The sequence below is a fragment of the Halobacteriovorax vibrionivorans genome (assembly GCF_003346865.1).
Lineage (GTDB): Bacteria > Bdellovibrionota > Bacteriovoracia > Bacteriovoracales > Bacteriovoracaceae > Halobacteriovorax_A > Halobacteriovorax_A vibrionivorans.
The window spans coordinates 942,259-965,880 of record NZ_QDKL01000002.1; the positions used below are offsets into that span (position 1 = coordinate 942,259).

Below are 23,622 nucleotides of genomic sequence, written 5' to 3' on the forward strand. Positions count from 1 at the left end.
AATGACAAATGTAACTGATATTCGTAGTCAGCTTGAAGACAAAATAAAAAACCGAATTCTATTTCTTGATGGTGCTATGGGAACAATGGTTCAACAATACCATCTAAAAGAAGAAGACTTTCGAGGTGATGTTTTTAAAGATACTAAAATTGATCTTAAGGGAAACAATGATCTATTAAATCTGACTCGTCCTGAAATTATAAAGGAAATTCACCTTAAATATCTCGAAGCTGGTGCAGATATCATTGAAACAAATACATTCTCTGGAACGCGAATCGCACAAGACGATTATAACCTCAGTGAATATGCCTATGAAATAAATGTTCAAGCTGCAAAGATTGCAAAAGAAGCTTGCCTTGAATTTATGGATAAGAACCCTGATAGGAAATGCTATGTAGCAGGGGCCCTTGGGCCAACAAATAAAACGGCTTCGATCTCTCCTGATGTTAATAATCCTGCATTCCGCGGGATTACTTTTGATGAGCTCGTGGATAATTACTACGAACAAACAAAAGGGCTAATTGATGGTGGCGCCGATTTACTTCTTGCAGAAACTTCCTTTGATACTTTAAATCTAAAAGCAGCAATTTTTGCAATGAGAAAGTATCTCGATGACAATAATCTTGATACTCCTATTATGCTTTCAGTTACAATTACTGATGCCTCGGGAAGAACCCTCTCAGGACAAACTGTTGAGGCATTTTGGAATTCAATCGAACACGCAAGGCCATTTAGCGTTGGTATTAACTGCGCTTTAGGTGCAAAGGAGATGCGTCCATATATTGAAGAATTATCAAGAGTTTCAAATTGTTATATCTCCTGCTATCCAAATGCAGGACTGCCTAATCCTTTAAGTGATACTGGTTATGATGAAAAACCAAATGAAACGGCCTCCCTTCTAACTGATTTTGCAGAGTCTGGACTTGTTAATATTGTGGGTGGATGTTGTGGAACAACACCAGAGCATATCAATGCAATTTATAATCATTTAAAAGATATTAAGCCTCGTAGTATTCACGATTTACCTGAGACTCAAAGACTATCAGGGCTTGAGCCACTGAATTTAAATCACCATGGGCAAAGACCTTTTATCATGGTTGGAGAGAGAACAAATGTAACCGGCTCTCCTCGCTTTGCTCGATTAATACGAGAAGAAAACTTTGAAGCGGCACTAGATGTTGCCCGCCAACAAGTTGAAAATGGTGCCAATATAATTGATATCAACTTTGACGAAGGTCTTCTGGACTCTAAGGCTTGTATGGTGAAGTTTCTAAACCTTATCGCTTCTGAGCCAGATATCTGCAAAGTACCAATTATGATCGATTCTTCAAAATGGGAAGTTATCGAAGAAGGTCTAAAGTGTGTTCAAGGAAAAAGTATTGTGAATTCAATCTCGCTAAAAGAGGGGGAAGAACAATTTAAAGAACATGCTAAGAAGATCCTTCAATATGGAGCTGCCGTTGTTGTTATGGCCTTTGATGAAAAAGGACAAGCTGCTTCAAAAGAAGAAAAAGTTTCAATCTGCCAAAGAGCATTCAAGATTCTAACAGAAGAGGTTGGTTTTCCAGCAACAGATATCATTTTCGATCCAAACGTTCTAACTGTTGGAACAGGAATTGAAGAACATAATGATTACGCAATTAACTTCATCGAAGCAGTACGAGAAATAAAAGAGACTTGCCCTGGTGCACTTACTAGTGGTGGGATATCAAATATTTCATTTTCTTTCCGAGGAAATAATGTCGTTCGCGAGGCAATGCATAGCTCTTTTCTCTATCATGCAATTAAAGCAGGTCTTGATATGGGGATTGTTAATGCTGGAATGCTTGAAGTCTATGAAAATATTAAACCTGAGCTATTAGAGAAAATTGAAGACGTTCTATTTAATCGTAAAGAAAATGCAACAGATGAACTAATAGACTACGCCGAACAATTTAAAGGCGTTAAATCAAAAGCTAAAGAAGATGACTTATCTTGGCGTGAAGGCACTCTTCAAGAAAGAATTTCTCACTCTCTTGTAAAAGGGATTGGAAAGTTTATTGAGGAAGATGTCGAGGAAGCAAGACAAGAGCTAGGCTCACCTCTTGATGTTATCGAAGGCCCATTAATGAATGGTATGGGTATTGTTGGAGAACTTTTCGGTGAAGGGAAAATGTTTCTCCCACAAGTAGTTAAGAGTGCTCGAGTCATGAAACAAGCTGTCGCCTATCTTGAACCATACATGGAAAAAGATAAGGAAGGTAAAAGTAAGAAGAATACTTTTGTTATCGCAACAGTAAAGGGTGATGTTCACGACATCGGTAAAAATATTGTTGGTGTTGTAATGGCCTGCAATGGATATAACGTTGTCGACCTAGGTGTTATGGTAAGCTGTGAAGATATAATAAAGGCAGCAAAAGAACATAATGCAAAAATCATTGGCCTTAGTGGTCTGATTACTCCTTCACTTGATGAAATGATCCATAATGTTGCAGAATTTAATCGTCAAGGACTTGAAACACCAGTTCTAATTGGTGGTGCCACAACAAGTAAGACACACACTGCAGTAAAAATTGCACCAGAATGTACAAGTCCAGTCGTTCATGTAGGAGATGCATCTCAAACAGTTGGAATATGTAACAGCTTATTAAATGAAAAGCTTCGCGAAAACTTTATTAAGGATCTTAGAGATAATCAAAAAAGAACAAAAGAATATTTTGAAAATAAAAAAGACTCTGTTCAGGCTACAATACCTCTTGAGGAAGCTCGTAAGAGAAACCGCATTAATCCAGAGGATACCTTTAAGGAATTTACCCCTCCGTATATCGGTGAAAGAAAGTTCGACGATATTGAAGTAAAAGAAATTGCCAAGTATATTGATTGGTCTCCTTTCTTCTGGACTTGGGAGCTTAAAGGAATTTATCCAAATATTCTCTCTCATAAAGATTATGGTGAAGAAGCTAAGAAGTTATATCAAGAGGCCCAGGATATTCTCGATGATATTATCGATAATAATCGTTTCAACCCCAAAGCCGTTCTTGGATTCTGGCCAGCATATTCAAAAGAAGAGGAAGTAATCCTTCTCGATGAAAATAAGAATGAATTTGGTACTTTTAATTTCTTACGCCAACAAAAAGAGAAAACACAAAACGATCGACCTTATTTATCTCTAGCAGACTACATTCTTCCTAAAGGAGATAAACAGGACTATATTGGGTCTTTTGTCGTTACAATTGGTAAAGAGGTTGAAGAGTATGCAAAAACTTTTGAAGACAAAGGTGATGATTATACTTCAATTATGGTTAAGGCCGTTGGAGATCGCTTAGCTGAAGCTTATGCTGAATTAATCCACGAAAGAGCACGACAAATGTGTGGAATTGAAAAAGAGCGAGAACTCTCACTTGAGGAGCTTATAAAAGAAAAGTATACAGGAATTAGACCTGCCGCTGGTTACCCTGCTTGCCCAGATCACACTGAAAAAAGTAAAATCTGGGAATACCTAAAGGTTGAAGAACATACTGGTGCAATCTTAACTGAAAGCTATGCGATGTATCCAGCGAGCTCAGTATCAGGCTACATCTTCTTTAACCCTGGCGCAAAATACTTTAATATTTTGAATATTGCAAAGGACCAAGTTGAGTCTTATGCCAAACAAAAAAATCAGAAAGTAGAAGAAATTGAAAGATGGCTAAGGCCAATTCTATAGGAATTAATATGCACGTTTGTATTCATCATCACACCGCTCTTCCAATCAAAACATATGGTGGTGTCGAAAGACTTGTTTTTTGGCATATGAAAGAACTCATTAAGTTCGGACATAAGGTTACATTTATTGGACCAGCAGAGAGCCAGGTTACAGAATACGGTATTCAACATATACCTTGGTCAAAGAAAGATAATTGGCAACAACTTGTACCTGATAATACAGATGTTATTCATCAATTTTTCAATGATGATATAAAACTTGATATTCCTTATTTAATTAATATTGGAGGCAATGGTTTTCCTGGTGAAAAGTTTGATCTAAACACTGTTTTTGTTTCCAAGTCCCATGCAAGGAATCATGGATCAACAAGCTACGTAAACAACTGCCTTGATATGGAAGAGTATCCTGCCATCTATAAAGAAAAAGAGATAAAAGATATTAAGAATCTTCTATTTCTAGCAAAAGCATCTTGGCGAGTTAAGAATTTAAAACAATCAGCAAAGATAGCAAGACAGACAAATAAGCATCTTCATATTTGTGGCGGTGGTTCAAAATTATTTGGTTGGCATCCTCTCATTCATAACCATGGAATGGTAGGTGGACAACACAAGCTTGATCTAATGCGCGAATGTGATGCACTCTTGTTTGCAGTTCGCTGGCATGAGCCTTTTGGACTAGCAATTATTGAGGCCATGACTCAAGGTCTACCAGTATTTGGCTCAAGTTTTGGCTCACTTCCTGATTTAATTGTGGAAGGTACAGGAAGAACATTCTATTCTCATGAAGAGATCATCGAATACTTTAATACAACTAAAGACATTTATGATCGTGAATATATTAGAAATTATGCTTTAAAGAACTTCTCTATGGAAAACTTCACAAATGACTTTTTAGAAAAGTATAAAATTGTCATTTCTGGTGAAAAGCTAAATAAAGTGGCTCCAGAGTGGATACACCCATTTAGAGCAGGAAAAAGGCTACCATTCTAGGTAGCCTTCGCTATCTTAAGATCTCATACTTAATTCATATAGTTTTTTGTACTCTCCACCTAAGGCCATCAGTTCTTCGTGACGTCCCTGCTCAATCTTTTGTCCATCTTTTAGAACAATTATTTTATCGTAATTTTGAATTGTTGAAAGCCTATGAGCAACTGCAACAACTGTCTTATTCTTTGCAAGATCATTTAATGATTCTTGAACGACTTTTTCAGATTCATTATCTAAGGCAGAAGTAGCTTCATCAAATAAAAATACATCATTATCTTGAAGATAAGCACGGGCTATCGTTAACCTCTGAGCTTGACCTCCTGAAAGCCTTACTCCTCGATCACCTATAATAGTCTCAAGCCCTTCAGGTAGTTCATTAATATAATCTGTTGCATGAGCAACCTTAAGTGCTTCCTCCAACTTCTCTTCCGATACATCTTTATCTAACATCAGGTTTTCTCTGATTGTAGTGTTAAATAAGAAAATATCCTGAGAAACAAGGCCAAAGTATTCGCGTAAGCCTTTAAGTGTAAAGTCAGAAGAGTCAACTCCGTCAATCTTATAACTTCCCTTTTTAACTGGATAAAGGCCTAAGAGAACATTAATCAAGGTCGATTTACCTGATCCAGAAAGTCCAACTAACGCTACTTTCTCACCTTTTTCAATATCAAAGCTTAAGTTATTAATGACCTGGTTATCACCATACGAGAAGTCTAAGTTTTTGAATGAAATTCTTTCTTTTAACTCAAAGTTTTCTTGAGTTCCAGGATCAGCTTCATTTTCAACTTTTAAAAACTTAAAAATTCTTTTCTCTGCCGCTTGTGCCTGATTAATCTTCAAGTTTCCGTCATTAGTTTTTCTAATCGGATCTTGAATCATTGCCATGATACCAATAAAAGTAATAAAGTCTCCCGTACTCATTGAACTTCCAGAAATCTTAATCTGAGCAAAAACAATAACGGCAGAAAGAGTTAAAGTTGTAATGAATTCAACTAAAGGATGAGAAAACTGCCTCATCACTTCTGCTTTCATTTGAAAATCAAAAAACTCTCTCTGATAACTTTTGAAAAAATTTCTTGTATAGTCTTGAAGATTGAAGGCCTTGATAATTTTTTGTCCACCAACACCTTCACCAATAATATGAGTCATGTCAGATAGGCGCCTTTGAACATCCTCTTGATGGGCACGTACCCTTTTTCCAAAGAATGTAAAAACAAAGAGCATTAGAGGTAAGATTGCAAAAGTAACTAAAGTTAGTTGCCAGTCGATATAAAATGCATAACCAAGAAGTACAATCAGCGTCACTGGTTCACGGACCATAGTGATAATCCCACTAATCCCCTGAGAGTAGATCATTGTATCATTTAAGATTGTTGAAATGACATCACCCTGCTTTGTTGTTGTATAAAATGAGATTGGAATATCTTGGATTTTTGAATAAATCTTCGTTCTAATCTCACAGATAGCGTCATTCATTGAATATTCCATCCAATAAAAATGAAAGAATCTTACCGGCAAGTTAATCAAAGCAAGTAAACATAGAAGACCCACAAGACTCAAGATATCTTCCATAGTCGAATCAGGTGATAAACCTTTATTAAATAAAGGACCAATGAGCGCAACTTGCCCACCTTTAATCAAGGCCATTCCAACACCAAAGAGCATACTTCCGATAACTCGTAAGCGATGGCGATGTATCAATGGCCATATATTTTTAATAGTTTCAAACATGTAAAACCCTTGCTAAATTATAAATAGATAACTTCGTTAGTTTAGAACAAAATTATTAATTTGCACACCATGTTAGGTACTATGACTGAAAACTATTTCCAAAGACTCAGGGCACAATACCCAATTAGCTTTTTATCTGATGAAAGGCTGGAATTATTACTGAATAATATAAGAAGCGAAGATGAATTAAAAACAATCTTTAGTTACCTACAAAAGCATCTAAAATCATCGCCGAATCATAAAGAAAATGGAGAGCTCCTTTTTTCTTATATTGATAAAACTCAATACTCTGTTCGTGAATGGATTGAAGCTATAATTCTATTTGATAATTGGTTAGAAAATCAAGGCCGAAAAACTGACTTCAAAAAAATGATTGGATATATTGAATGTTCAACAATGTCTCCGGAAAATAAAATGCTAAAATATAATTTAAAAGAGCTCGTTGAAAAAATGCTCAACGAATTTGGATTCGTTGGTTAATTTTTTGAATAGACTACTTTTCCATTTTTAATTGTCTCAATTACTTGAATATCCTTAATTTCATCACCTGTTATCCTCATCGGATCCTTATCTAGAATGACATAATCCGCTAAAAATCCAACCTTGATCTTCCCCTTTCTTTCTTCTTCAAATACTTGATAAGCTGGCCCAGTTGTCAATCCCTGTAATGCGGTATACATATCGACACGTTGTTCCTCACCTAAAATAACTCCTTCTCGTGTTTTCCTTGTTGTAGCTGTCCAAAGAATAAAAAATGGATCCAGAGGAGTTACATTAAAGTCAGAATGATTCGAGTATATTAACCCTTTATCAACAGCGGCCTTTATTGGGCTTATAAAGCTTGCCTTAGATTTCCCAATATTCTTAATATGAACATCTCCCCAAAAGAATGTGTGATTAGTAAAATAAGATGGAGTCAGACCTAATTTTACATATTCATCTAATTGATCCGGACGCTGAAATTGAGAATGAATAACGACAAAGCGTCGATCATTTGATGCATCTATACCGGAAAATTTTGTTGCCTCAATAACTTCATCAATAGCAGCATCACCATTAGCATGGGTGAAGATCTGAAGGCCTTTATCAGAAAATAATTTAAAAAGATTCAAAAACTCATCTTTTTTTAATATTCCTTCTCCGTGCCAATGTCTCTGACCTCCTGGACCTCCAGTAAGGTACTCATCACTGATAAATGCTGTTTTTCCCTGAGGTGACCCATCTTGTAGCATTTTGACTCCCTGAAACTTAAGGTGATTTTCATATTTTCCAAATATAAAATCATCTTTATCAAACCATTTTTCATACTCAGTAAATACAGGAAGGGCCACAAGATCTAGATAAAGACTTTTATTCTTTGCAGCTTTTTTAAAAAATTTAATATCTTTTGCTAATGTTGCACCATCCTGCATATGTGTATAACCGAATGAAGCATATAACTGTTGTGACTTATCAAGAAGCTTGAGCATATCCACTTCGGACATCGGAGGCAACTTATCTAAAACAAGAGAGAAGTAGGCTGTCTCCATTAAAAGACCTGTTGGCTCATTTGAATCATTTAAGCGCGCAATGACTCCACCTGACGGTGTTTTCGTTTCATTATTAATATTGGCCCAACTTAATGCCTTTGAATTTAGAACAATCCCATGCCCAGAGACATGTATTAGCATTACTTTATGTTCAGGAAGAACCTCATCTAAGTCTATTTTTGTAACATGTCGTTTTTCTAATAAGCCTTCATTATCATAGCCCCAACCAACAACCCATTCTCCTTTTGGAATTTGATTTGAGCGCTGAAAGTTAACTAATGACTTTTGGATATCCTTTATACTTTCTACATTTCCCACTGGAGGTATTGAAAGATTTACTTGATTAACCATTTGAATAGCAGCAACAAAGTGTCCATGAGAATCAAGAAAGCTTGGTAACATCGCCTTACCTTCTAAGTTTACTCTATTTGCATCAGGATACTTTTTAAATGCCTCTTTTTTTTCTCCTGTAAAAACTGTTTTTCCATCCCTTTCTACAACAGCTTCAATATATGCTGGAGACTTCCCATCCATTGTTAGAATCCTCCCTCCAAAGTACAAAGTCTCTTTCTCTTTTGTTTGACAGCTCAAAATTGTAATTATTATTAGGAATATAGGTAAAAACCTCATAAAAAAACCTCGTGAAATGAAATATATAAAGATTATTTCATTTCACGAGGTGACTCAATTAAACATAATTTAAGTTTTCTTATATTATCTCGCTAATTGAAGAGAGCTTTCAATTAAATCGTTATAATTACCGTGTCCCCACATAAGAATCTTTTGTTTTTTTACGATATTTCTTGAGTTTTTCTTATGATTTTTCTGTAAGTCTTCAACGAAGCGATTTAATTGATCAAGCATTGAGTTTAAAATTAATTCTTCTGTTTTATCAACATATACTTTTTGTAGTTTAAGAGAGCGATTTTCTTTTCTTGTAAAGTAATTCTCAATCATTGAATTTGTTACTTCGCGAACTTCTTTTCTAATATTCTCTGGAGAATTCGCAACGACTAAGCTATTTGCATCTTTATTTATATAATAGTGATTCTGATTTCTCGCTAGTATTCCTTTTTTCTTCAAGCGAATACAAAGGGTACCAATCATGGAAATATCAATACCTGTTTCATCAGCGATCTCAAATATTGTTTTTTTACTATTTCCACAAGATTCTAAAATTGCTCTTTCAATCATAAGTAAACGTGTCATATCAGCTCCCTAAGCACCAATTAATTTTCTAAGAAATAATTTATTTTCAATTTCACTTTTAAACTCAATACAATCATTACGACTTAAGCCAAATGAATGCTTTTCTAAGAACTGGATTAATTCTCCAATCTCCGATGAATTCGATTCTAATTTTTCTTTGATAATAAAGTATTCACTGGCCTTTAAATCACACGCACCAGTCATCAAGCGAAATAGTCGTGTTTGTTGAATTTCAAATAAAGCTGATAACTTTTTATAGGTATAATCAGGGTACCTTTTTCTTACTTCATTAAATAATTCGATTTGTTTAGACATCAGTCCTCCTTAGTTAAAAGGAAAGTAAATGTAAGAGATAATTAAGGCCAAGAGTGCTGAATCTGGTGTTTTCTATTTTTCTATTGATGAAAAATATGTTTTCATTAATGAAATATGTTTAAGTTCACAGTAATTACATCAAATATTCGCTTCGATAATCCAGCAGATGGAGAGCACGATTGGCACAATAGAAGAAAGCTTCTGGCATGCGCAATTAATGGGTATCATCCTGATATCATTGGAACCCAAGAAGGATGGCAACCTCAACTAAAGGACCTTGAAGGACTGCTCCAAGGACTTAAGATTGTTGAAGAAAATCGTCAATGGATCGATGATCGAATGTATCCTTCTATATATTATAGGCCTTCAAAATTTAAACTTATTCACTCTGGAGACATCTGGCTATCTGAGACGCCGTATATTGCAGCTTCAAAATCATTTGGAAGTGCGTTTCCTAGAGTATGTACATGGGCAATTTTAGAAGCAAGAGCGAATAATAAGAAATTCTTTGTTGTGAATGCTCACCTTGATCATTTAAAGACTAATACAAGACAAGAGCAAATAAATGTTCTTATCAATGAAATAAACCGTCTAAGGTCTGATTATCCAGTCATACTGACAGGAGACTTTAACGAATCACCTTTTGAGCAAGTACGCTCAATTATCAATCAAAGAATCCCCGAGCTCATAGATCCATGGCTTGAGCACAAGCATGAAGAATGTGAAAGTCACCATAGCTTTAAGGGGCAACGAGAAGATGGCTCACGCATTGATTGGATTCTTTGTTCAAAAGATAAATTAAAATGCGAAGAGATCTTAATGCACAAGGAAGAAAGTGATGGGATATACCCGTCGGATCACTTTCCTGTAGTTGCAACGATATCTGCTAAGTGAATATAAGTTTCAATACCATTTTTTGTATTATTGATTATATCGTCTGAAGGTGACCACTTACCTTTTTCACCTAATACAATTACAGTCGATCCACCAAAGAGGAAGTAACCTTTTTCCTGACCTTGCTTACATTCTTTAAGATCACTTGTTTGAACAATACGGCCAACCATCGTGGCCCCTACTTCAACATAAGCTAATTTTCCAAACTTTTCAGTCTCGATAATCGTTACTTCACGTATATTCGTAGAAAAAATATCATTTTTCATTTTTAAAGCAATGGGATTTACCGAGTGATAAGTACCATCAACTTTATAATAGTCAATGACTTGTCCATCTAGTGGATAGTGGAATCGGTGGTAATCAACTGGACACAATCTTGCCAATAATAGTGGGCCATCATTAAAGACATCCTGCCACTTCTTATTCTGGAGTAATTCAGTTGAATTTAAATACTTTCCTTTTACAGGAATTTTATAACTATTCTGAATTGATTCATATCCAAAATATCTCGCTTCACTAAAAGCAGGCATTTCGTTTTCAGCAGCGTTAAATTCACGCTTACCATCTTTGAATCGTCTAATAAAGAATTCGTTGAAGCTACCATATGGATCATCTAATGAACGGCCTTCAGCTGGCAAATAGTCATCAAGGTTAATTTCAAAATCTTTTACAAATTTTGGAATTTTATTCTTTGTAAATGTCATACTTTGTAATTCACCATAGAAAGTCGACACTATTGATGAAGTAACAGCACCAGACAAAAGCTTTCCAATAGGGTTTGAGTATAAAAAACGAACAGCTCCATCTCCATAAACCTTTTCAACTTCAACCTTATTCGTATATCGATTATAATAGCGTATATCCACTTATCCCCTCAGAGTTCTTACAAAAATTTGACATTTATCTGAATCAAGAATTCATTAAATATGATTATATATGTATAATGGGATAAGCGTCAAAAGAGTTAATAAAAAGAATATGAGGATTATTATGAGAACAAAAATAGGACATTTTTTCTTAACTTTTTTATTACTAGCTTCGTTTAATACACATGCATTATTTAACGAAGGCCAAGCAAGATTAGAGTCTGAAAAGAATACCATTTCTATATTTAAAGATTCAGTGAATTCTGTTGTGAATATCTCTAGTCTTGGCAAACTAAGAGCACGTCGCGGCTTCTTCTTTAGCTCATCAACAAGAGAAGTCGTAAAAGGTGAAGGTTCTGGATGGATCTGGGACAAAAATGGACATATTATTACCAATTATCATGTCGTTGAAGGCGCCGATAATTTCTTAATTCGTTTTAATAATAACAAAAAAGAATACAAAGCAACACTTGTCGGTACTGAGCCAGCAAAGGATATCGCTGTATTAAAGTTACTAGAAGTCCCTAGAGATATTACTCCATTAAAGACCGGAGATTCAAATAATGTTCAAGTCGGTCAAAAAGCAATTGCCATAGGATCGCCATTTGGTCTGGATGCAACAGTGACGACAGGAATAATTTCAGCAAAACAAAGAGGAATACAAGGAATTGGTGGAGTAGAAATTCGCGGAATGTTACAAACAGATAGTTCAATTAATCCAGGAAACTCTGGTGGACCACTTATTGATTCTTCTGGAAATGTTATTGGTGTTAACACAATGATCTTTTCAAGCTCAGGATCATCTGCAGGAGTTGGATTTGCTGTTCCAATTAATATCGTTAAGAAAATTGTCCCTCAAATAATCAAGTTCGGAATGGTTAAAAGACCAGGACTAGGAATTGCTATTGCTGAAAAAAGAGAGCTTGCTTACTTCTACGGAATAGACCTAGAAAAAGGGCTTCCAATACAAAGTGTAAGGCCAGGCGGGCCATCTGAGAAGGCCGGACTAAAAGGTCTTTCACAAAATCCTAGAACAAGAGAAGTGAAGCTAGGAGATGTTATCTTAAAAGTAGATGGTAAAGAAATTAACGATTTTGATGATATTTTTAATATTCTCTACGAATACAAAGTTGGTGATATTGTGGAAGTTCTATACCGTCGCGGTAGCGCACTTAAGAAAGCAAAAGTTAAACTAGAAGAAATTAAGCGCTAGGCTTTTTAAACAGTTGGAGTACTAATACTGGTGCTCCAACACATGCTGTAATCGCACCAATTGGAATAATACTATTCTCCAATATAACCCTAGATAAGAGATCACAAAGAACTAAGAAAGCGCCTCCAAAAATAAAAGTTGGAAATAGATTCTTTTGATAATTTGCACTTATCAAGCGTCTTGTAATATGCGGAATAATAAGCCCAACAAAGCCAATTGGTCCACATTGCCACACAATGATTGCAACAAGAAGATTTGAAATTAAAATCAGAGTTGCATTAACTTGACGAGTTTTAACTCCTCTTGTTTTTGCAAAGTCTTCACCAATTGATATCATGGCCAAATTTCTTCGATTCGCGATAAAAAAGACGAGGCCGATTAAGTAGAGAGGTAATGTATAAGTAAAGCTTTCAAAACCAACAATTGAAAGGCTTCCCATCATCCATCTTATTAGACGAGCAATACTTTCATTTCCAAGTAGACTTTGAACAAAGACGATAGCGCTTGAAGAAAATATTGATAAGCACACTCCAAAGAGAAGAACTTTTTGAGACGAAAACTTATTTAAATATAGGAATAGAAGAATAAATAGAAATGTTGAAGATAGGGCAATATAAGCACCTAATGAGTAACTTTCAAATCCGAGTTCAGCAATTGCTAATCCGAGTGCAGCAACACTTGAAAAACCTAATGTATAAGGTGTCGCCAAAGGATTTCTAAAAATGACTTGTGTAGTATTTCCAATCATAGAAAGAAGTCCACCAACAATAAAGGCCAAATAAACACGAGGAAATCTTAAGTTTTCTAATATATAGAGACCCTGCTTATCAAAATCAATAAATCCGCTACGTCCTAAAAAAGGCGCAAGAGCGATTACTATAATAGCGACAAAATAAAGCAGGATACCTTTTTTCATAAAATATACCTTCTTCCATCAAAGCTTTGATAATTGAATTCTTTTAAAAAGACTTTATCAAATGCTTTGTCATCTAAAGCTTTTGAAGTTTTCCCATCAAAGCTCACACAACCATCATTGAAGGCAAGAAGTTGTTGGCAATTATCAATTACAAAATTTAGATTATGACTAACGATAAAAAGAGACTTCTCCCAGCTCTTTAAAAATTCAGAAAGTAAGTCAACGTATATAGGATCTAAATAATTAGTTGGCTCATCTAAGAGCGTATAATCACAATCATAATAAAAAATTGAAATTATATTTAATCGCTGTTTTTCACCACCACTTAATGTTGAGACAGGGCGATTGAGTAATGTTGTAAAATTAAAATGTTTTATAAGATGATTTAAAAAGTCTGAATTTTGGGCCTTATTTCCACGTGCATAAAAAAGAACCTCACTAGCAAGCATATCACTCTGCAAAGAGCTTGCGTCACCACAATAGGCAACATCACCTTCACATATGATACTCCCTTGAAAGTCTTCAAGTTGTGCAATCATTTTCAAAAAGCTAGACTTACCTGCTCCATTTGGGCCGATGACACCACAGCTTTTCTCGCTCAACGTAAAGCGCTCCACTTGAACTCGACTGTCAATGGATGCATTTTCTAGTTTAATCATTTTAATATTTCTCTGAAGTCTTCTATTAAGTTTAAAGTTCGAGGTCCAAGAACAACAGCATAGTCTTTTTCATATAGGTATATTTTATCCTTAAATATTGAAGATCTCCAATTCTTTGCATTTTCAATCTTTCGATCTGAAACTCTAATTAGAATATCGAATTTGAGCTTTAAAAGGTTTTCAAGATCTAACAAAGGATAACCATTACTAGAGATAACATTTGTTGCGCCAAGCCTAGTAATAATTTCATTGAAGTAATTACCAGTTCCAATGGCCCTTAATTCATGAAGTTTAGAGTTTTTAAACTTCTCATCGATAACCATTAAGACCTTTTTCTTCTTCTTTAAAGGACTTAATAATGAATTCATTTTTGATTGAAATAATTTTATTTGCTTATCTTTATCTAAATTGAAATTTTTATTAATAGTTTCAAACATTGCCGTTGCATCAGCTAACTTCTTATATGGTATTACAATTGTCTTTATTCCTACCTTTTCAAGATTTTCTTTTATTCGACTCCCTTGAACTTCGGCCAATAGGACAGTATTCACATTCTCTTTAATGAGCTTCTCTAGGCTAATTTCAAAAGAAGTACCAAAGCGCGGTAACTTCTTAGCATCAGACGGGTAATTACAATAATCCGAAACACCAACAAGAAGATCTTGTGCATCTAGAAAATACATTGCTTCTGTGTAACTAGGAAGTGTTGAAATCACTCTAAATTTTTGTGCGAAAATATTAAAGAAAAAGAGAGCGGAGAATATTAAGATGAATATTCTCACGCTTACCTCTTATTGCATTTTTGGATCAAGTGCGTCTCTTACTCCGTCTCCAACGAGTACAAGTAAGAAGAGACTTGTAAATAGTGCAGCTGATGGATAAACAGCTAGCCACCAAGCAATTCTAAAGTTTTGATGTGCCTGATTTAATAACTCACCCCAAGATGGCGTTGGAACAGCAAGTCCAAATCCTAGGTAATCAAGTGAAGCTAGTCCTGAAATACCAGCAGCAATTGAAAATGGAGCAAAAGTAATAATTGGCCCAAGTGAATTTGGTAGAATATGTTTTACAATAATTCTTGAAGTCGATGCTCCCATTCCGCGAGCAGCTTCAACAAATTCTTGCTTTCTATTCTTCAAGAACTCTCCACGAGCATAGTAACTCATTCCCATCCATCCAAAGATAGAAGAAATGAAAATTAGAAGCGTTAGAGTCGGCTTAAAAATTGAAATCATTGTTAGAAGTAATAAGAATACTGGAACTGTACTGAAGATCTCAACAACACGTTGTCCGAAGAAGTCAACTTTCCCACCAAAGTATCCCATGATACCACCAAAGAAGACTCCCATTACAGTCGAAAGAAGCCAAACTAAGAATGCATAAGCGATTGAATACTTATAACCGTAGAGAAGTCTTGTGAATACGTCACGTCCTCGATCATCTGTTCCCATGATATTTTCATCACTTGGAGGAGCTGGATACTCATATACATCTTTATTCGATTCGTATGGGTCCCATCTAACAATTGGCCAAATAGCACTATCCATATCAAGCTTTCGGTAGTCAGTTACATAAACATTTGTGATACCAAAATCTCTTGGATGATAATCTTTAAACACAGGGAAATATGACTTTCCTTGGTATGTCATATAGATAGGCTTACTATTTGCAATTAAAGGTGCAGCTGCCGTTAGGAGCAATGATGCAAATAAGAAAATACAAGCTGCGATAGCAGATTTTCTTTTCTTAAAGCGTCTCCATCTTTTAAGTGTAAGTTCATTTTCAATAAATTTTTCAATCATGAGAAATCAATCCTTGGATCAACAACAGTGTATAGAACATCACTGATTAAGTTTCCGATGAACATTAGAACAGTCTGAATGAAGAACAGTCCCATAATTACGTTATAATCTCTTTCTAAAAGTGACTGATAACCAAGTAGTCCAATACCATCAAGGTTAAAAATACGCTCAATTAGAAGTGATCCAGCAAAGAATAGTGATAGGAAGTGTCCAAAACCTGTAACAATTGGAATAAGAGCATTTCTTAAAGCATGCTTCATATAGACCATCTTATCAGATAGACCCTTCGCTCTTGCAGTACGTACATAGTCTTGAGAGATAACATCTAACATTGAGTTTCTCATAAGAAGAGTAAGAACAGTGAACTGACCTACCATGTATGCGATTAAAGGAAGCACAAAGTGCCAAATACGATCTGTAATTTTTCCAAAAATCCCTAGATCATCGTAGTAGTCTGAAACGAGGTCTCCGATTGGGAACCAGTCAACAAAAGTACCACCGGCAAAGTAAACTAAAAGAAGAATACCAAGCATGAAAGGAGGGATTGAGTAAAGCCCTGATAAAATGAAAGATGATACAGCATCAAACTTCGTTCCACTCTTAACAGCCTTAATTACTCCAAGCGGAATACATATCAAATAAGACATGATGAATGAAACAAGTCCAAATTGAATTGAGACCGGAAGTTTACTCATGACAACATCAATAACTGGCTCTTCATAAGTAAACGATTCACCAAAGTCTAACGTTGCTAAGTTTTTAAGCCAAATTACATAACGAATATGTAATGGTTTATCAAAGCCGTATTGCTTCTTGAGTGCTTCAACAACTTCTTGTGAAACAGCTCCATTATTTGAACTTGTATCCGATGTTGTTTGTCCTACTCCACCAAATCTCATTTGCTGAAGTTTTTGCTCGATTGGAGAACCTGGTGCCAGGTTAACCATCGCAAACATAAGGATACTGACCCCGATCAACGTCGGGACCATAATCATTAATCTTCGTACGATATAGTTAAACAACTTCTACTCCTACCTACTTAACTTCTACTTAGGTTGCTTAATTGACCACTTACTTCCGTAACCAATTCCGTAAGTGTAAGTGTCTTTTTCTTTTTGCATACGCTTAGTGTTTCCATAGAAAGCAAAGCGATCGTTAAAAAGGAAGATATATGGATAATCTTCTGCAATTAACTTATAAACTTTCTTAAGCATCTTCTTTCTCTTTTCTTTATCAAGAGTAAGCTGTGCTTGATCAATTAACTTATCAACTTCTTTATTTGAATAAGAAATGAAGTTAGATCCATTATTTGCTGCTGAGTCTGAGTGCCAAATTTGTTTTGGATCCCAATCTAGAGAACCACCTGACCAAGCAAGTGTTACAGCATCAAAGTTTCTTTCATCAAGAGCCTTAATGAATGAGTTCCACTCAATATACTTAACTTCAATATCAACACCAGCTTGCTTAGCATCTTGCTGATACATCGTTAGGTATTTAGAAAAAGTTTTTGAAGGATTTAAGATTGTAAAAGAAAGCTTTGTCTTCTTTCCATCAATTACCTTATCTAGAATAGCGTCTTGATCAGTATCGGCCCAACCGTCAGCTTTAAGAATCTTAATTGCCTCACCAACATTAAATGGAATTGGCTTAACATCTTTGTTTGCATATTCAGACTGAAGATAAAGTGGACCTGTCGCAAGTGCAGAGTATCCAAAACGGAACTTCTTATTCATCTCTTTACGATTCATTAAGTAGTTCATTGCCTTACGAACTTGCTTTGACTTAAAGATTGGATGCTTAAAGTTCCAACCAACAAAACCGTAACCTTTAACAGCTTTATTTTCTACTTTTACTTTTAAAACGTCTTTACCCCATTTTGGGCCATTCGTTTTCTGCTCATATTCCTCTGGAGAAAGAGCATTGAAGTCCAAGTCACCTTTTTCAAGTCTTTGAATAGCAACTGAAGACTCTTTAATAAATCTCATGAAGATTTCGTCATATGAGTAATCATCTTTATAAAGGTCTGTTTTATAACCCCACCAATCTTTATTCTTAACTAGAGAAATACCTTTCCCTCTTTTAAGCTCTTGAAAGATATATGGACCTGTACCAATAAGAGTCTTATTTAACTCTTTTTCTTGTTCTTCTGTTGGGTTCTCATAAATATGCTTTGGTACGATGGCAAGGTATCCACCACTTGCAACAGACATTAAGTTACCAAAGTACTTTTTCTTGGCCTTAAAACGGATTGTTCTTGGACCTTCAATGACAGCTTCTTTGAAGTTAGCGAAGTATGACTTCATGTGAGCTGTTTTGTATTTATTTTCAGGGTGCATAATTGCATCAAAAGAAAACTTAACATCTTCTACTGTTAATGGTTTTCCATCATGCCACTTAACGCCTTCTCTAATTGTGAAAACGAAATCAAAACCGTCATTTTCAATTTTCCAAGACTCAGCAAGCCCAGGCTCCCACTCATTTGTGTCAATATTCTTATTTAGAAGTCCTTCTAAAACATAAGAATGTACATTTGATGAGTAAGCATCAGTTGAAGATAATGGATTTAAAGTAGTAGGTGTACCACTAAGATTGTAATAGAAAGTGTTATTAGCCTTTTTTGGTCCACCTTTATTACAGCTTACAACTGAAATTAAAAGTGTACTTAATAGAGCTAAAAAGATTCCTTTTTTCATAAACTTATCCCTTTTTATGTTTAGCGAGTCACGATATAAGATTTTACACCAATTGACTAGAGGCCACATTAAGATGCGTGCTCTTGTCTGTCTAGAGGCAAAAAATATTAAATATTTAGATGATTATTTTATGATGTAATTTCTTGGATCCAAGGACCAACGGTCTTCTTTCAAATTCTTAGACTCAACGCGGTATTGCTGAAGCTTAAAGTCCACTTCATTTAAACGTGTTTGAATTCCCTCAGTATTTCGAACAAGCTGTTGATGGTCTTCTTCGAGGCGACGCAGTTCGTCGCGCCATTCTTTCTCAAGCTTTTCACGAAGAACAGCATACCTTGTATTAACAGTTTCGACTCTCTGCGCATACGTCGTTAGACTTTTTTTATTGCGTTTAATTTTTGACTTAAGTGCCAATCTTTTCTTGGCCAAAATCTCAATTAATTCTTTACCCATCGCAATATTATTTACAAGATCTTGTGAGTAAAAATTATAGTAGCGGCCTGTCACAAATGTTGAGTGTCGATTACAAGAGTCAAATTTTGGAACCCTAACTAAGAGGTAATCACTTGTTCTACCCATTACTATTGCACGACATTTCTTATCTTCTTGGTGAAGTCCCCAAAGATCGATTTCGTCCAACTTATTTACATACTTAATATTATCAAAATCAAGCTTGAATCGAACAAGCCTCGCCGCTTCTTCAACATGCGAAACTCTACCAGAGAAATACCCCAACTCTTTATTGAATTCCAAAGTACTGGAAAAACCAACTTGATTGCTAAGGAATATAGAAAATAGAATGAAGTACTTCACACTTTTATTTTGCCACAGATGTAACTTATTAAAAGATAAGGGAAAGAGATGCCCTTCTACATTGGTTTTCGGGCAATAATTGATTGAGTTAACTCAGAACCATGCACAGGCTCCTCAAACTTCAAGATTTTAAAGTCATTAAACATATTAAGTAACTCAGCAGACTTTAAAAAATAAGAATCAATGCTATCGTCATTAAACTTCTTCTTATGGGCGACAGTATAACCTTCGTAAATGATTACACCACCTGGCTTTAACCATTTCTTTAGTTTTTCAGAAATTTCTCTGTCTACAAAATAAAAGCAAATAATTGCATCTAATGAATTATCGGCAATTTTTAAATGATCAACTGACTTGTGAATTGTTTTAATTCGGACACCTGCTTGTCTTGCAAGTTTTAATGACTTTTCAATTGCTACAGAACTAATATCAACACCTGTAACTTTATATCCTTTTGTAGCAAGAAAAACCGCATTTCTTCCTTCACCCATTCCAATATCAAGAACGGTTGAGCCGCGAGGGATAAATTGATAATTCTTAGCAAGAAATTGTGCCGGAGATTTTCCATAAATATAGTCATGATTAGCAAATTTCTTATCCCATACATTAGAGATTTTTTCTTTTGCTTTTTGCCCCGTTAATATTTCAAAGCGACTTCCAGAAATAACTCCTCTGGCGCTAACGATTTGAACGAGAAAAATATTTATCAGAATGAATTTAAGCAACATCGCTTTCTTCATGAGTCTCCAGCTCAGCATTGAGATATAAATTTAATTGATCATACTTGTTTTTTACATCTCTTACCATAGCATGGACTCTATCTTCAATAGTAGCAGGCATATCTTCCGTATGAACTAAATACCAATGCATATCGTCGATAGTATTATAGAAGTCTTCTAGATTTATAATGAGCTCCTCAGATAAGAGCATTAATTGTTGAACGGTTATTGTTTTAAAATTTGAACGAAAAACAGCATTAAAGTGTTCACGAGTTCGCTTCATTGAAAGTATATGGAGGTATTCTTTTTCACGAGTAATAATTCGATCCGCAAGCCTAGCTGCATCTTGCCTCAATATAATCAATAAACGGCTAGTATCTTTTGAAACTCTCATCCTCTCCCACTTTTTTCTAAGGCTTCCCGATTAATATTCTGGAAGCTTCGCCCTACGGCCACCTGGCCAGCGGCTTGAATTAGTAACAAGCTTACTAAACATGTTTTGGCCAATAAGATCGGCCATACGAAACATACTAACAGGCAGTCTTTCTTGAAAAACGCGCTTTGTTTTTAAGATTGAATCATCATGAACAATAGAAAATGAACTAAATTCAAATAGAGTTACACTTCCTTGTCTCAGCATATAATTCAGATATCTCTTTAATAACTTATTGTAATTTACGAATGATCGAATATCGCGAACAGAAGCAATAATAAATTGATGCTCACGCATTCTGATAGACTTAAAGTCACCTAACTTCATTGGAACAAGCTTTATTCCAAATTCAGAAAATACTCTCGACATATAGAGGAACTCCTCGCCGAGCTTCTTTTCAAATTGCAAATAGATTACATAGTTAGACTTTCTCACAATGAACACATCGGTTCTATTGGAGTGGATGTTTATGTTGAAATACTAAGGGGAAAAAGTTGCCGGTAAATAATAGAAAAGCCGAGAGCAAGATTAAATAAATACCACACACATTGCTCTCGGCTTCTTAAGCTTTGGATTAAATCATAGGGAGAGAGGGATGTATCTCCAAAGCTTTATAACTTCCATGTTTCTTCTGTGTCCTTCCGTGGACACCAAGTTTTATCAATGTTTTAAAAGGGCCTAGAGGTGGATAAGTTTCAAGCTTCGTGCTTTTTACAATTCTGTCGCCCTAACCTCTAGGCCCGTTTTTTTCCGAAAGATACCTTAAATTCATAAGTGTAACTCTCAGTAACCACTGCAACGTCCTATTGCAATTAATCCAAAATCGTCCTAATTTTGGAAGGGTCCCGATGCCCCTTGGTTACTTATATATAAGCAGGAAGTGTGCCAAAATTAACTAATAGTAGATTCAATAACTTACAAAAAGTTGACATTCAAAATGAGCAAAACGCCCCACAGGCCGCGCCAAAGAAGATTAAGCGGTCCTACAAAAACAAGGACTTACGGTAGGACCAAAAGGAAACTAGTACTTGAGTAGTTTCCTTTCTGGCACCATAGAAAATTTATTGTCAGGTTTTGTTAAAGAGATGTACCGATTCGTTCTGGCCTAAAATGAAATGGTTTATCTGACCAAGGGTAGACAAGAGACATCCAAACCATGAACGCCTTCCCTCTAATATTCTTGATAGGAACAAATCCCCAAACTCTGGAATCACTTGAGTAATCTCTATTGTCACCCATCACAAATACATGGCCATCTGGAACAGTCACCTTATCTTGATTGAGGTGTCTAAAAAATGTTGGATTCTCACCAATTGTAAATTTCTTATCACCAATTTTCTGATAGTAGAATTTGATATCTTCAGGATTAAGAGTTGGCTCTTTGTCATAAAGGCTTCGAAGTTCTTTCTCCTTCTCACCACTTATAACTTCTTTCTCAACTTCTTTCCCATTTATGAAAAGTTTATTTTCATAGACTTCAACAGTATCACCTGGAAGAGCAATTGTTCTTTTTACAAAAAGAATCGCTGGGTTTATTGGATATTCAAATACAATAATATCTCCTCTTTCAGGAAGAGACTGACCACCGAGATAAACAGGGTTAAAGAATTCAGTGAAAGGAAGTTTAAATCCATAGGACATTTTATTTACTACAATTGAATCACCAATTGCATTTGTAGGAAGTAGAGAGCCTGTTGGGATATGATAGTGATCAATAAATGTCGATCTAAAACCAAAAACAATTAAGATGATTTTGATCCATGACCACGCTTCATCCTTAAACCATTTCGCAGATAAGAATGCAGGTTTTTCAACCTCTACTTTACTCTCTTTATTAAACATAATTCCTCACTTGATAATGCTAAGTATTATAACTCCCAAAGTCTTCATTGTAAGGCTTCACGCGTTAGAAAACTTAAGTTGCCGAATGATTTTCTTTAATCATAAAATTGTATTTATAAATAATTAGGGAGGATTTATGAAGAAATATCTATTAGTTTCAATTTTTTCACTATTAGCATTTGTTTCTGTTAGTGCAAGTAATGCCGAAGAAGAATCATTTTTTCCATCACACTGTTCTAACTATGGAAGCACAGTAAGCTTAAGCTTCACGAATTGTATTAACTCAAACTTTCGTCGTTTAACATTTGATCTACCAAGAGAGTTCTTTTCTTACTGTAATAATTTTGGAGATGATTTAAGCTTCTCATTTGAAAGCTGTGTAAATAACAACTTCAATAAAGTAGAAAGAAGCCTTGGTTTATTCTTAAGCCACTGTATGAATTTTGGAGATGGTGTTAGCTTCTCATACCAGAGTTGTATCAATTCAAACTTCAGAGAAATTCAATACGAATTACGTCGTCAATAATAAGATAAATTTCATGTGGCTTATCTCTTAAGCCACATGATCTACTTTTAAAACACTGTGAATTTTCTTTTCTAAATTATCCGATGTGAAAGGCTTTAATAAGTAGCTATCTGCCCCCATCAAAATAAGCTTTTTAATTATCGACACATCCGATTCAGAACTAACCATAAGCACAGGAACACTCCCCACTCTCTTATCAGATCGAATTTTTTCAAGTAATGAAATACCATCACAATTTGGCATATGAACATCACACAGAATCACCTGAAAAGGGGCTCCGCTTTCATATTCATTAAGAATCTTTTCTAAGGCAATTTCTCCATCTTCTGCTTCTTGGATATTAGTAATTCCCATATCACCAAGCAGGCTTAAGAGTGAACTTCTAATATAGTCTAGATCATCAACCACTAAGGCCTTAATATTTGAATAGTCCATTTTTGATTCCCCCAAAAAGAATAGAACGTAATAAAAATTATATCGGAATTCTGAAAAATAACTTTATTTAGTTTAATTAAAGCGTGTAATGCGTTGAAATGATTGAGATTGAAAATTAAGTGTAAAAACATTTTACGCCTCTGGGGGTGGGCGTGGGTTCGATTCTCCGATGTTCGGCTATTTAAGAGAGGTTTTTGCTAACTTTCACTTCGTGAACATCTTGCGGCAAAAGTGCCCCAACGGGCAGTTTTGAAGCAAAGATGGATGTGACTCAAGAAACAAAGAGCGTAGCTCGCGTGTTTCGGTCATTTGAAAAAACTTGGTCACTCATTTTCACTTCGTGAAAATATCGTTCT

The 23,622-nt window shown here is 35.3% G+C and carries 23 protein-coding genes; 6 read left to right on the top strand and 17 right to left on the bottom strand.

Annotation, left to right across the window (positions count from 1 at the left end):
- Position 1 precedes the first annotated feature (1 nt).
- Positions 2–3,685 carry a methionine synthase gene (gene metH / locus DAY19_RS10440; protein ID WP_115362110.1) on the top strand — a complete coding sequence of 1,228 codons (3,684 nt, stop codon included), beginning with the start codon at positions 2–4 and terminating at the stop codon, positions 3,683–3,685.
- An 8-nt stretch (positions 3,686–3,693) separates the two neighbouring features.
- Positions 3,694–4,674, top strand: coding sequence for a glycosyltransferase (locus DAY19_RS10445; protein ID WP_158536877.1), 981 nt, complete (start codon positions 3,694–3,696; stop codon positions 4,672–4,674).
- A gap of 15 nt (positions 4,675–4,689) precedes the next feature.
- On the opposite strand, the gene DAY19_RS10450 is transcribed toward DAY19_RS10445, so the two are convergent.
- Positions 4,690–6,402 (bottom strand): ABC transporter ATP-binding protein, encoded by a 1,713-nt coding sequence (locus DAY19_RS10450; protein WP_115362114.1) that lies wholly within the window; start codon positions 6,400–6,402, stop codon positions 4,690–4,692.
- Between the two features lie 81 nt (positions 6,403–6,483).
- On the opposite strand from DAY19_RS10450, the gene DAY19_RS10455 reads away from it, so the two are divergent.
- Positions 6,484–6,882: a hypothetical protein gene (locus DAY19_RS10455; protein ID WP_115362116.1), complete on the top strand. Its 399-nt coding sequence runs from the start codon at positions 6,484–6,486 to the stop codon at positions 6,880–6,882.
- Here the strand turns inward: DAY19_RS10455 and DAY19_RS10460 are convergent.
- The 3 genes from DAY19_RS10460 to DAY19_RS10470 all read right to left on the bottom strand — a co-directional run bounded on the left by DAY19_RS10460 (position 6,879) and on the right by DAY19_RS10470 (position 9,455).
- A complete protein-coding gene (locus tag DAY19_RS10460; protein ID WP_199506643.1) occupies positions 6,879–8,465 on the bottom strand; it encodes an amidohydrolase in 1,587 nt (528 codons plus the stop codon). The two genes, DAY19_RS10455 and DAY19_RS10460, sit on opposite strands and share 4 nt — an antisense overlap.
- Before the next feature lie 180 nt (positions 8,466–8,645).
- Complete coding sequence (locus DAY19_RS10465) at positions 8,646–9,140, bottom strand: hypothetical protein (RefSeq protein WP_115362120.1); 495 nt, start codon at positions 9,138–9,140, stop codon at positions 8,646–8,648.
- Between the two features lie 9 nt (positions 9,141–9,149).
- On the bottom strand, positions 9,150–9,455 hold the full coding sequence (locus DAY19_RS10470) for a hypothetical protein (RefSeq protein WP_115362122.1): 306 nt from the start codon (positions 9,453–9,455) through the stop codon (positions 9,150–9,152).
- Between the two features lie 114 nt (positions 9,456–9,569).
- On the opposite strand from DAY19_RS10470, the gene DAY19_RS10475 reads away from it, so the two are divergent.
- Positions 9,570–10,349, top strand: a complete 780-nt coding sequence (locus DAY19_RS10475) for an endonuclease/exonuclease/phosphatase family protein (RefSeq protein ID WP_115362124.1) — start codon at positions 9,570–9,572, stop codon at positions 10,347–10,349.
- On the opposite strand, the gene DAY19_RS10480 is transcribed toward DAY19_RS10475, so the two are convergent.
- Positions 10,313–11,215 (bottom strand): phosphatidylserine decarboxylase, encoded by a 903-nt coding sequence (locus DAY19_RS10480; RefSeq protein WP_115362126.1) that lies wholly within the window; start codon positions 11,213–11,215, stop codon positions 10,313–10,315. The genes DAY19_RS10475 and DAY19_RS10480 overlap by 37 nt on opposite strands.
- 124 nt (positions 11,216–11,339) lie before the next feature.
- Between DAY19_RS10480 and DAY19_RS10485 the strand changes: the two genes are divergently transcribed.
- On the top strand, positions 11,340–12,428 hold the full coding sequence (locus DAY19_RS10485; protein ID WP_158536878.1) for a S1C family serine protease: 1,089 nt from the start codon (positions 11,340–11,342) through the stop codon (positions 12,426–12,428).
- Here DAY19_RS10485 and DAY19_RS10490 read toward each other — a convergent pair.
- The 11 genes from DAY19_RS10490 to lepB all read right to left on the bottom strand — a co-directional run bounded on the left by DAY19_RS10490 (position 12,418) and on the right by lepB (position 22,305).
- The gene (locus DAY19_RS10490; RefSeq protein WP_115362130.1) at positions 12,418–13,344 is read right to left on the bottom strand and encodes a FecCD family ABC transporter permease; all 927 of its coding nucleotides are present in this window, start codon (positions 13,342–13,344) and stop codon (positions 12,418–12,420) included. The two genes, DAY19_RS10485 and DAY19_RS10490, sit on opposite strands and share 11 nt — an antisense overlap.
- On the bottom strand, positions 13,341–14,003 hold the full coding sequence (locus DAY19_RS10495; protein WP_115362132.1) for an ATP-binding cassette domain-containing protein: 663 nt from the start codon (positions 14,001–14,003) through the stop codon (positions 13,341–13,343). The genes DAY19_RS10490 and DAY19_RS10495 overlap by 4 nt, the downstream gene beginning before the upstream one ends.
- Entirely contained in the window at positions 14,000–14,719 is a 720-nt protein-coding gene (locus tag DAY19_RS10500) for an ABC transporter substrate-binding protein (protein ID WP_133296940.1), read from the bottom strand. Before DAY19_RS10500 ends, DAY19_RS10495 begins: the two co-directional genes overlap by 4 nt.
- Positions 14,720–14,794: 75 nt before the next feature.
- Positions 14,795–15,805, bottom strand: a complete 1,011-nt coding sequence (locus tag DAY19_RS10505) for an ABC transporter permease subunit (protein WP_115362136.1) — start codon at positions 15,803–15,805, stop codon at positions 14,795–14,797.
- Entirely contained in the window at positions 15,802–16,761 is a 960-nt protein-coding gene (locus DAY19_RS10510; protein WP_233500257.1) for an ABC transporter permease subunit, read from the bottom strand. Before DAY19_RS10510 ends, DAY19_RS10505 begins: the two co-directional genes overlap by 4 nt.
- Before the next feature lie 90 nt (positions 16,762–16,851).
- Positions 16,852–18,498 (bottom strand): ABC transporter substrate-binding protein, encoded by a 1,647-nt coding sequence (locus tag DAY19_RS10515; RefSeq protein WP_115362140.1) that lies wholly within the window; start codon positions 18,496–18,498, stop codon positions 16,852–16,854.
- A 123-nt stretch (positions 18,499–18,621) separates the two neighbouring features.
- The gene (locus DAY19_RS10520) at positions 18,622–19,311 is read right to left on the bottom strand and encodes a hypothetical protein (RefSeq protein ID WP_133296941.1); all 690 of its coding nucleotides are present in this window, start codon (positions 19,309–19,311) and stop codon (positions 18,622–18,624) included.
- Positions 19,312–19,367: 56 nt separating this feature from the next.
- The gene (locus DAY19_RS10525) at positions 19,368–20,051 is read right to left on the bottom strand and encodes a class I SAM-dependent methyltransferase (RefSeq protein WP_158536879.1); all 684 of its coding nucleotides are present in this window, start codon (positions 20,049–20,051) and stop codon (positions 19,368–19,370) included.
- The gene (locus DAY19_RS10530; protein WP_115362146.1) at positions 20,029–20,424 is read right to left on the bottom strand and encodes a hypothetical protein; all 396 of its coding nucleotides are present in this window, start codon (positions 20,422–20,424) and stop codon (positions 20,029–20,031) included. The genes DAY19_RS10525 and DAY19_RS10530 overlap by 23 nt, the downstream gene beginning before the upstream one ends.
- A gap of 30 nt (positions 20,425–20,454) precedes the next feature.
- The gene (locus DAY19_RS10535) at positions 20,455–20,832 is read right to left on the bottom strand and encodes a hypothetical protein (protein WP_115362147.1); all 378 of its coding nucleotides are present in this window, start codon (positions 20,830–20,832) and stop codon (positions 20,455–20,457) included.
- 708 nt (positions 20,833–21,540) lie between these two features.
- Positions 21,541–22,305, bottom strand: coding sequence for a signal peptidase I (gene lepB / locus DAY19_RS10540; RefSeq protein WP_115362149.1), 765 nt, complete (start codon positions 22,303–22,305; stop codon positions 21,541–21,543).
- A 136-nt stretch (positions 22,306–22,441) separates the two neighbouring features.
- Between lepB and DAY19_RS10545 the strand changes: the two genes are divergently transcribed.
- Positions 22,442–22,831: a hypothetical protein gene (locus DAY19_RS10545; protein ID WP_115362151.1), complete on the top strand. Its 390-nt coding sequence runs from the start codon at positions 22,442–22,444 to the stop codon at positions 22,829–22,831.
- A gap of 27 nt (positions 22,832–22,858) precedes the next feature.
- On the opposite strand, the gene DAY19_RS10550 is transcribed toward DAY19_RS10545, so the two are convergent.
- Positions 22,859–23,266 carry a response regulator gene (locus DAY19_RS10550; protein WP_115362152.1) on the bottom strand — a complete coding sequence of 136 codons (408 nt, stop codon included), beginning with the start codon at positions 23,264–23,266 and terminating at the stop codon, positions 22,859–22,861.
- Positions 23,267–23,622 lie beyond the last annotated feature (356 nt).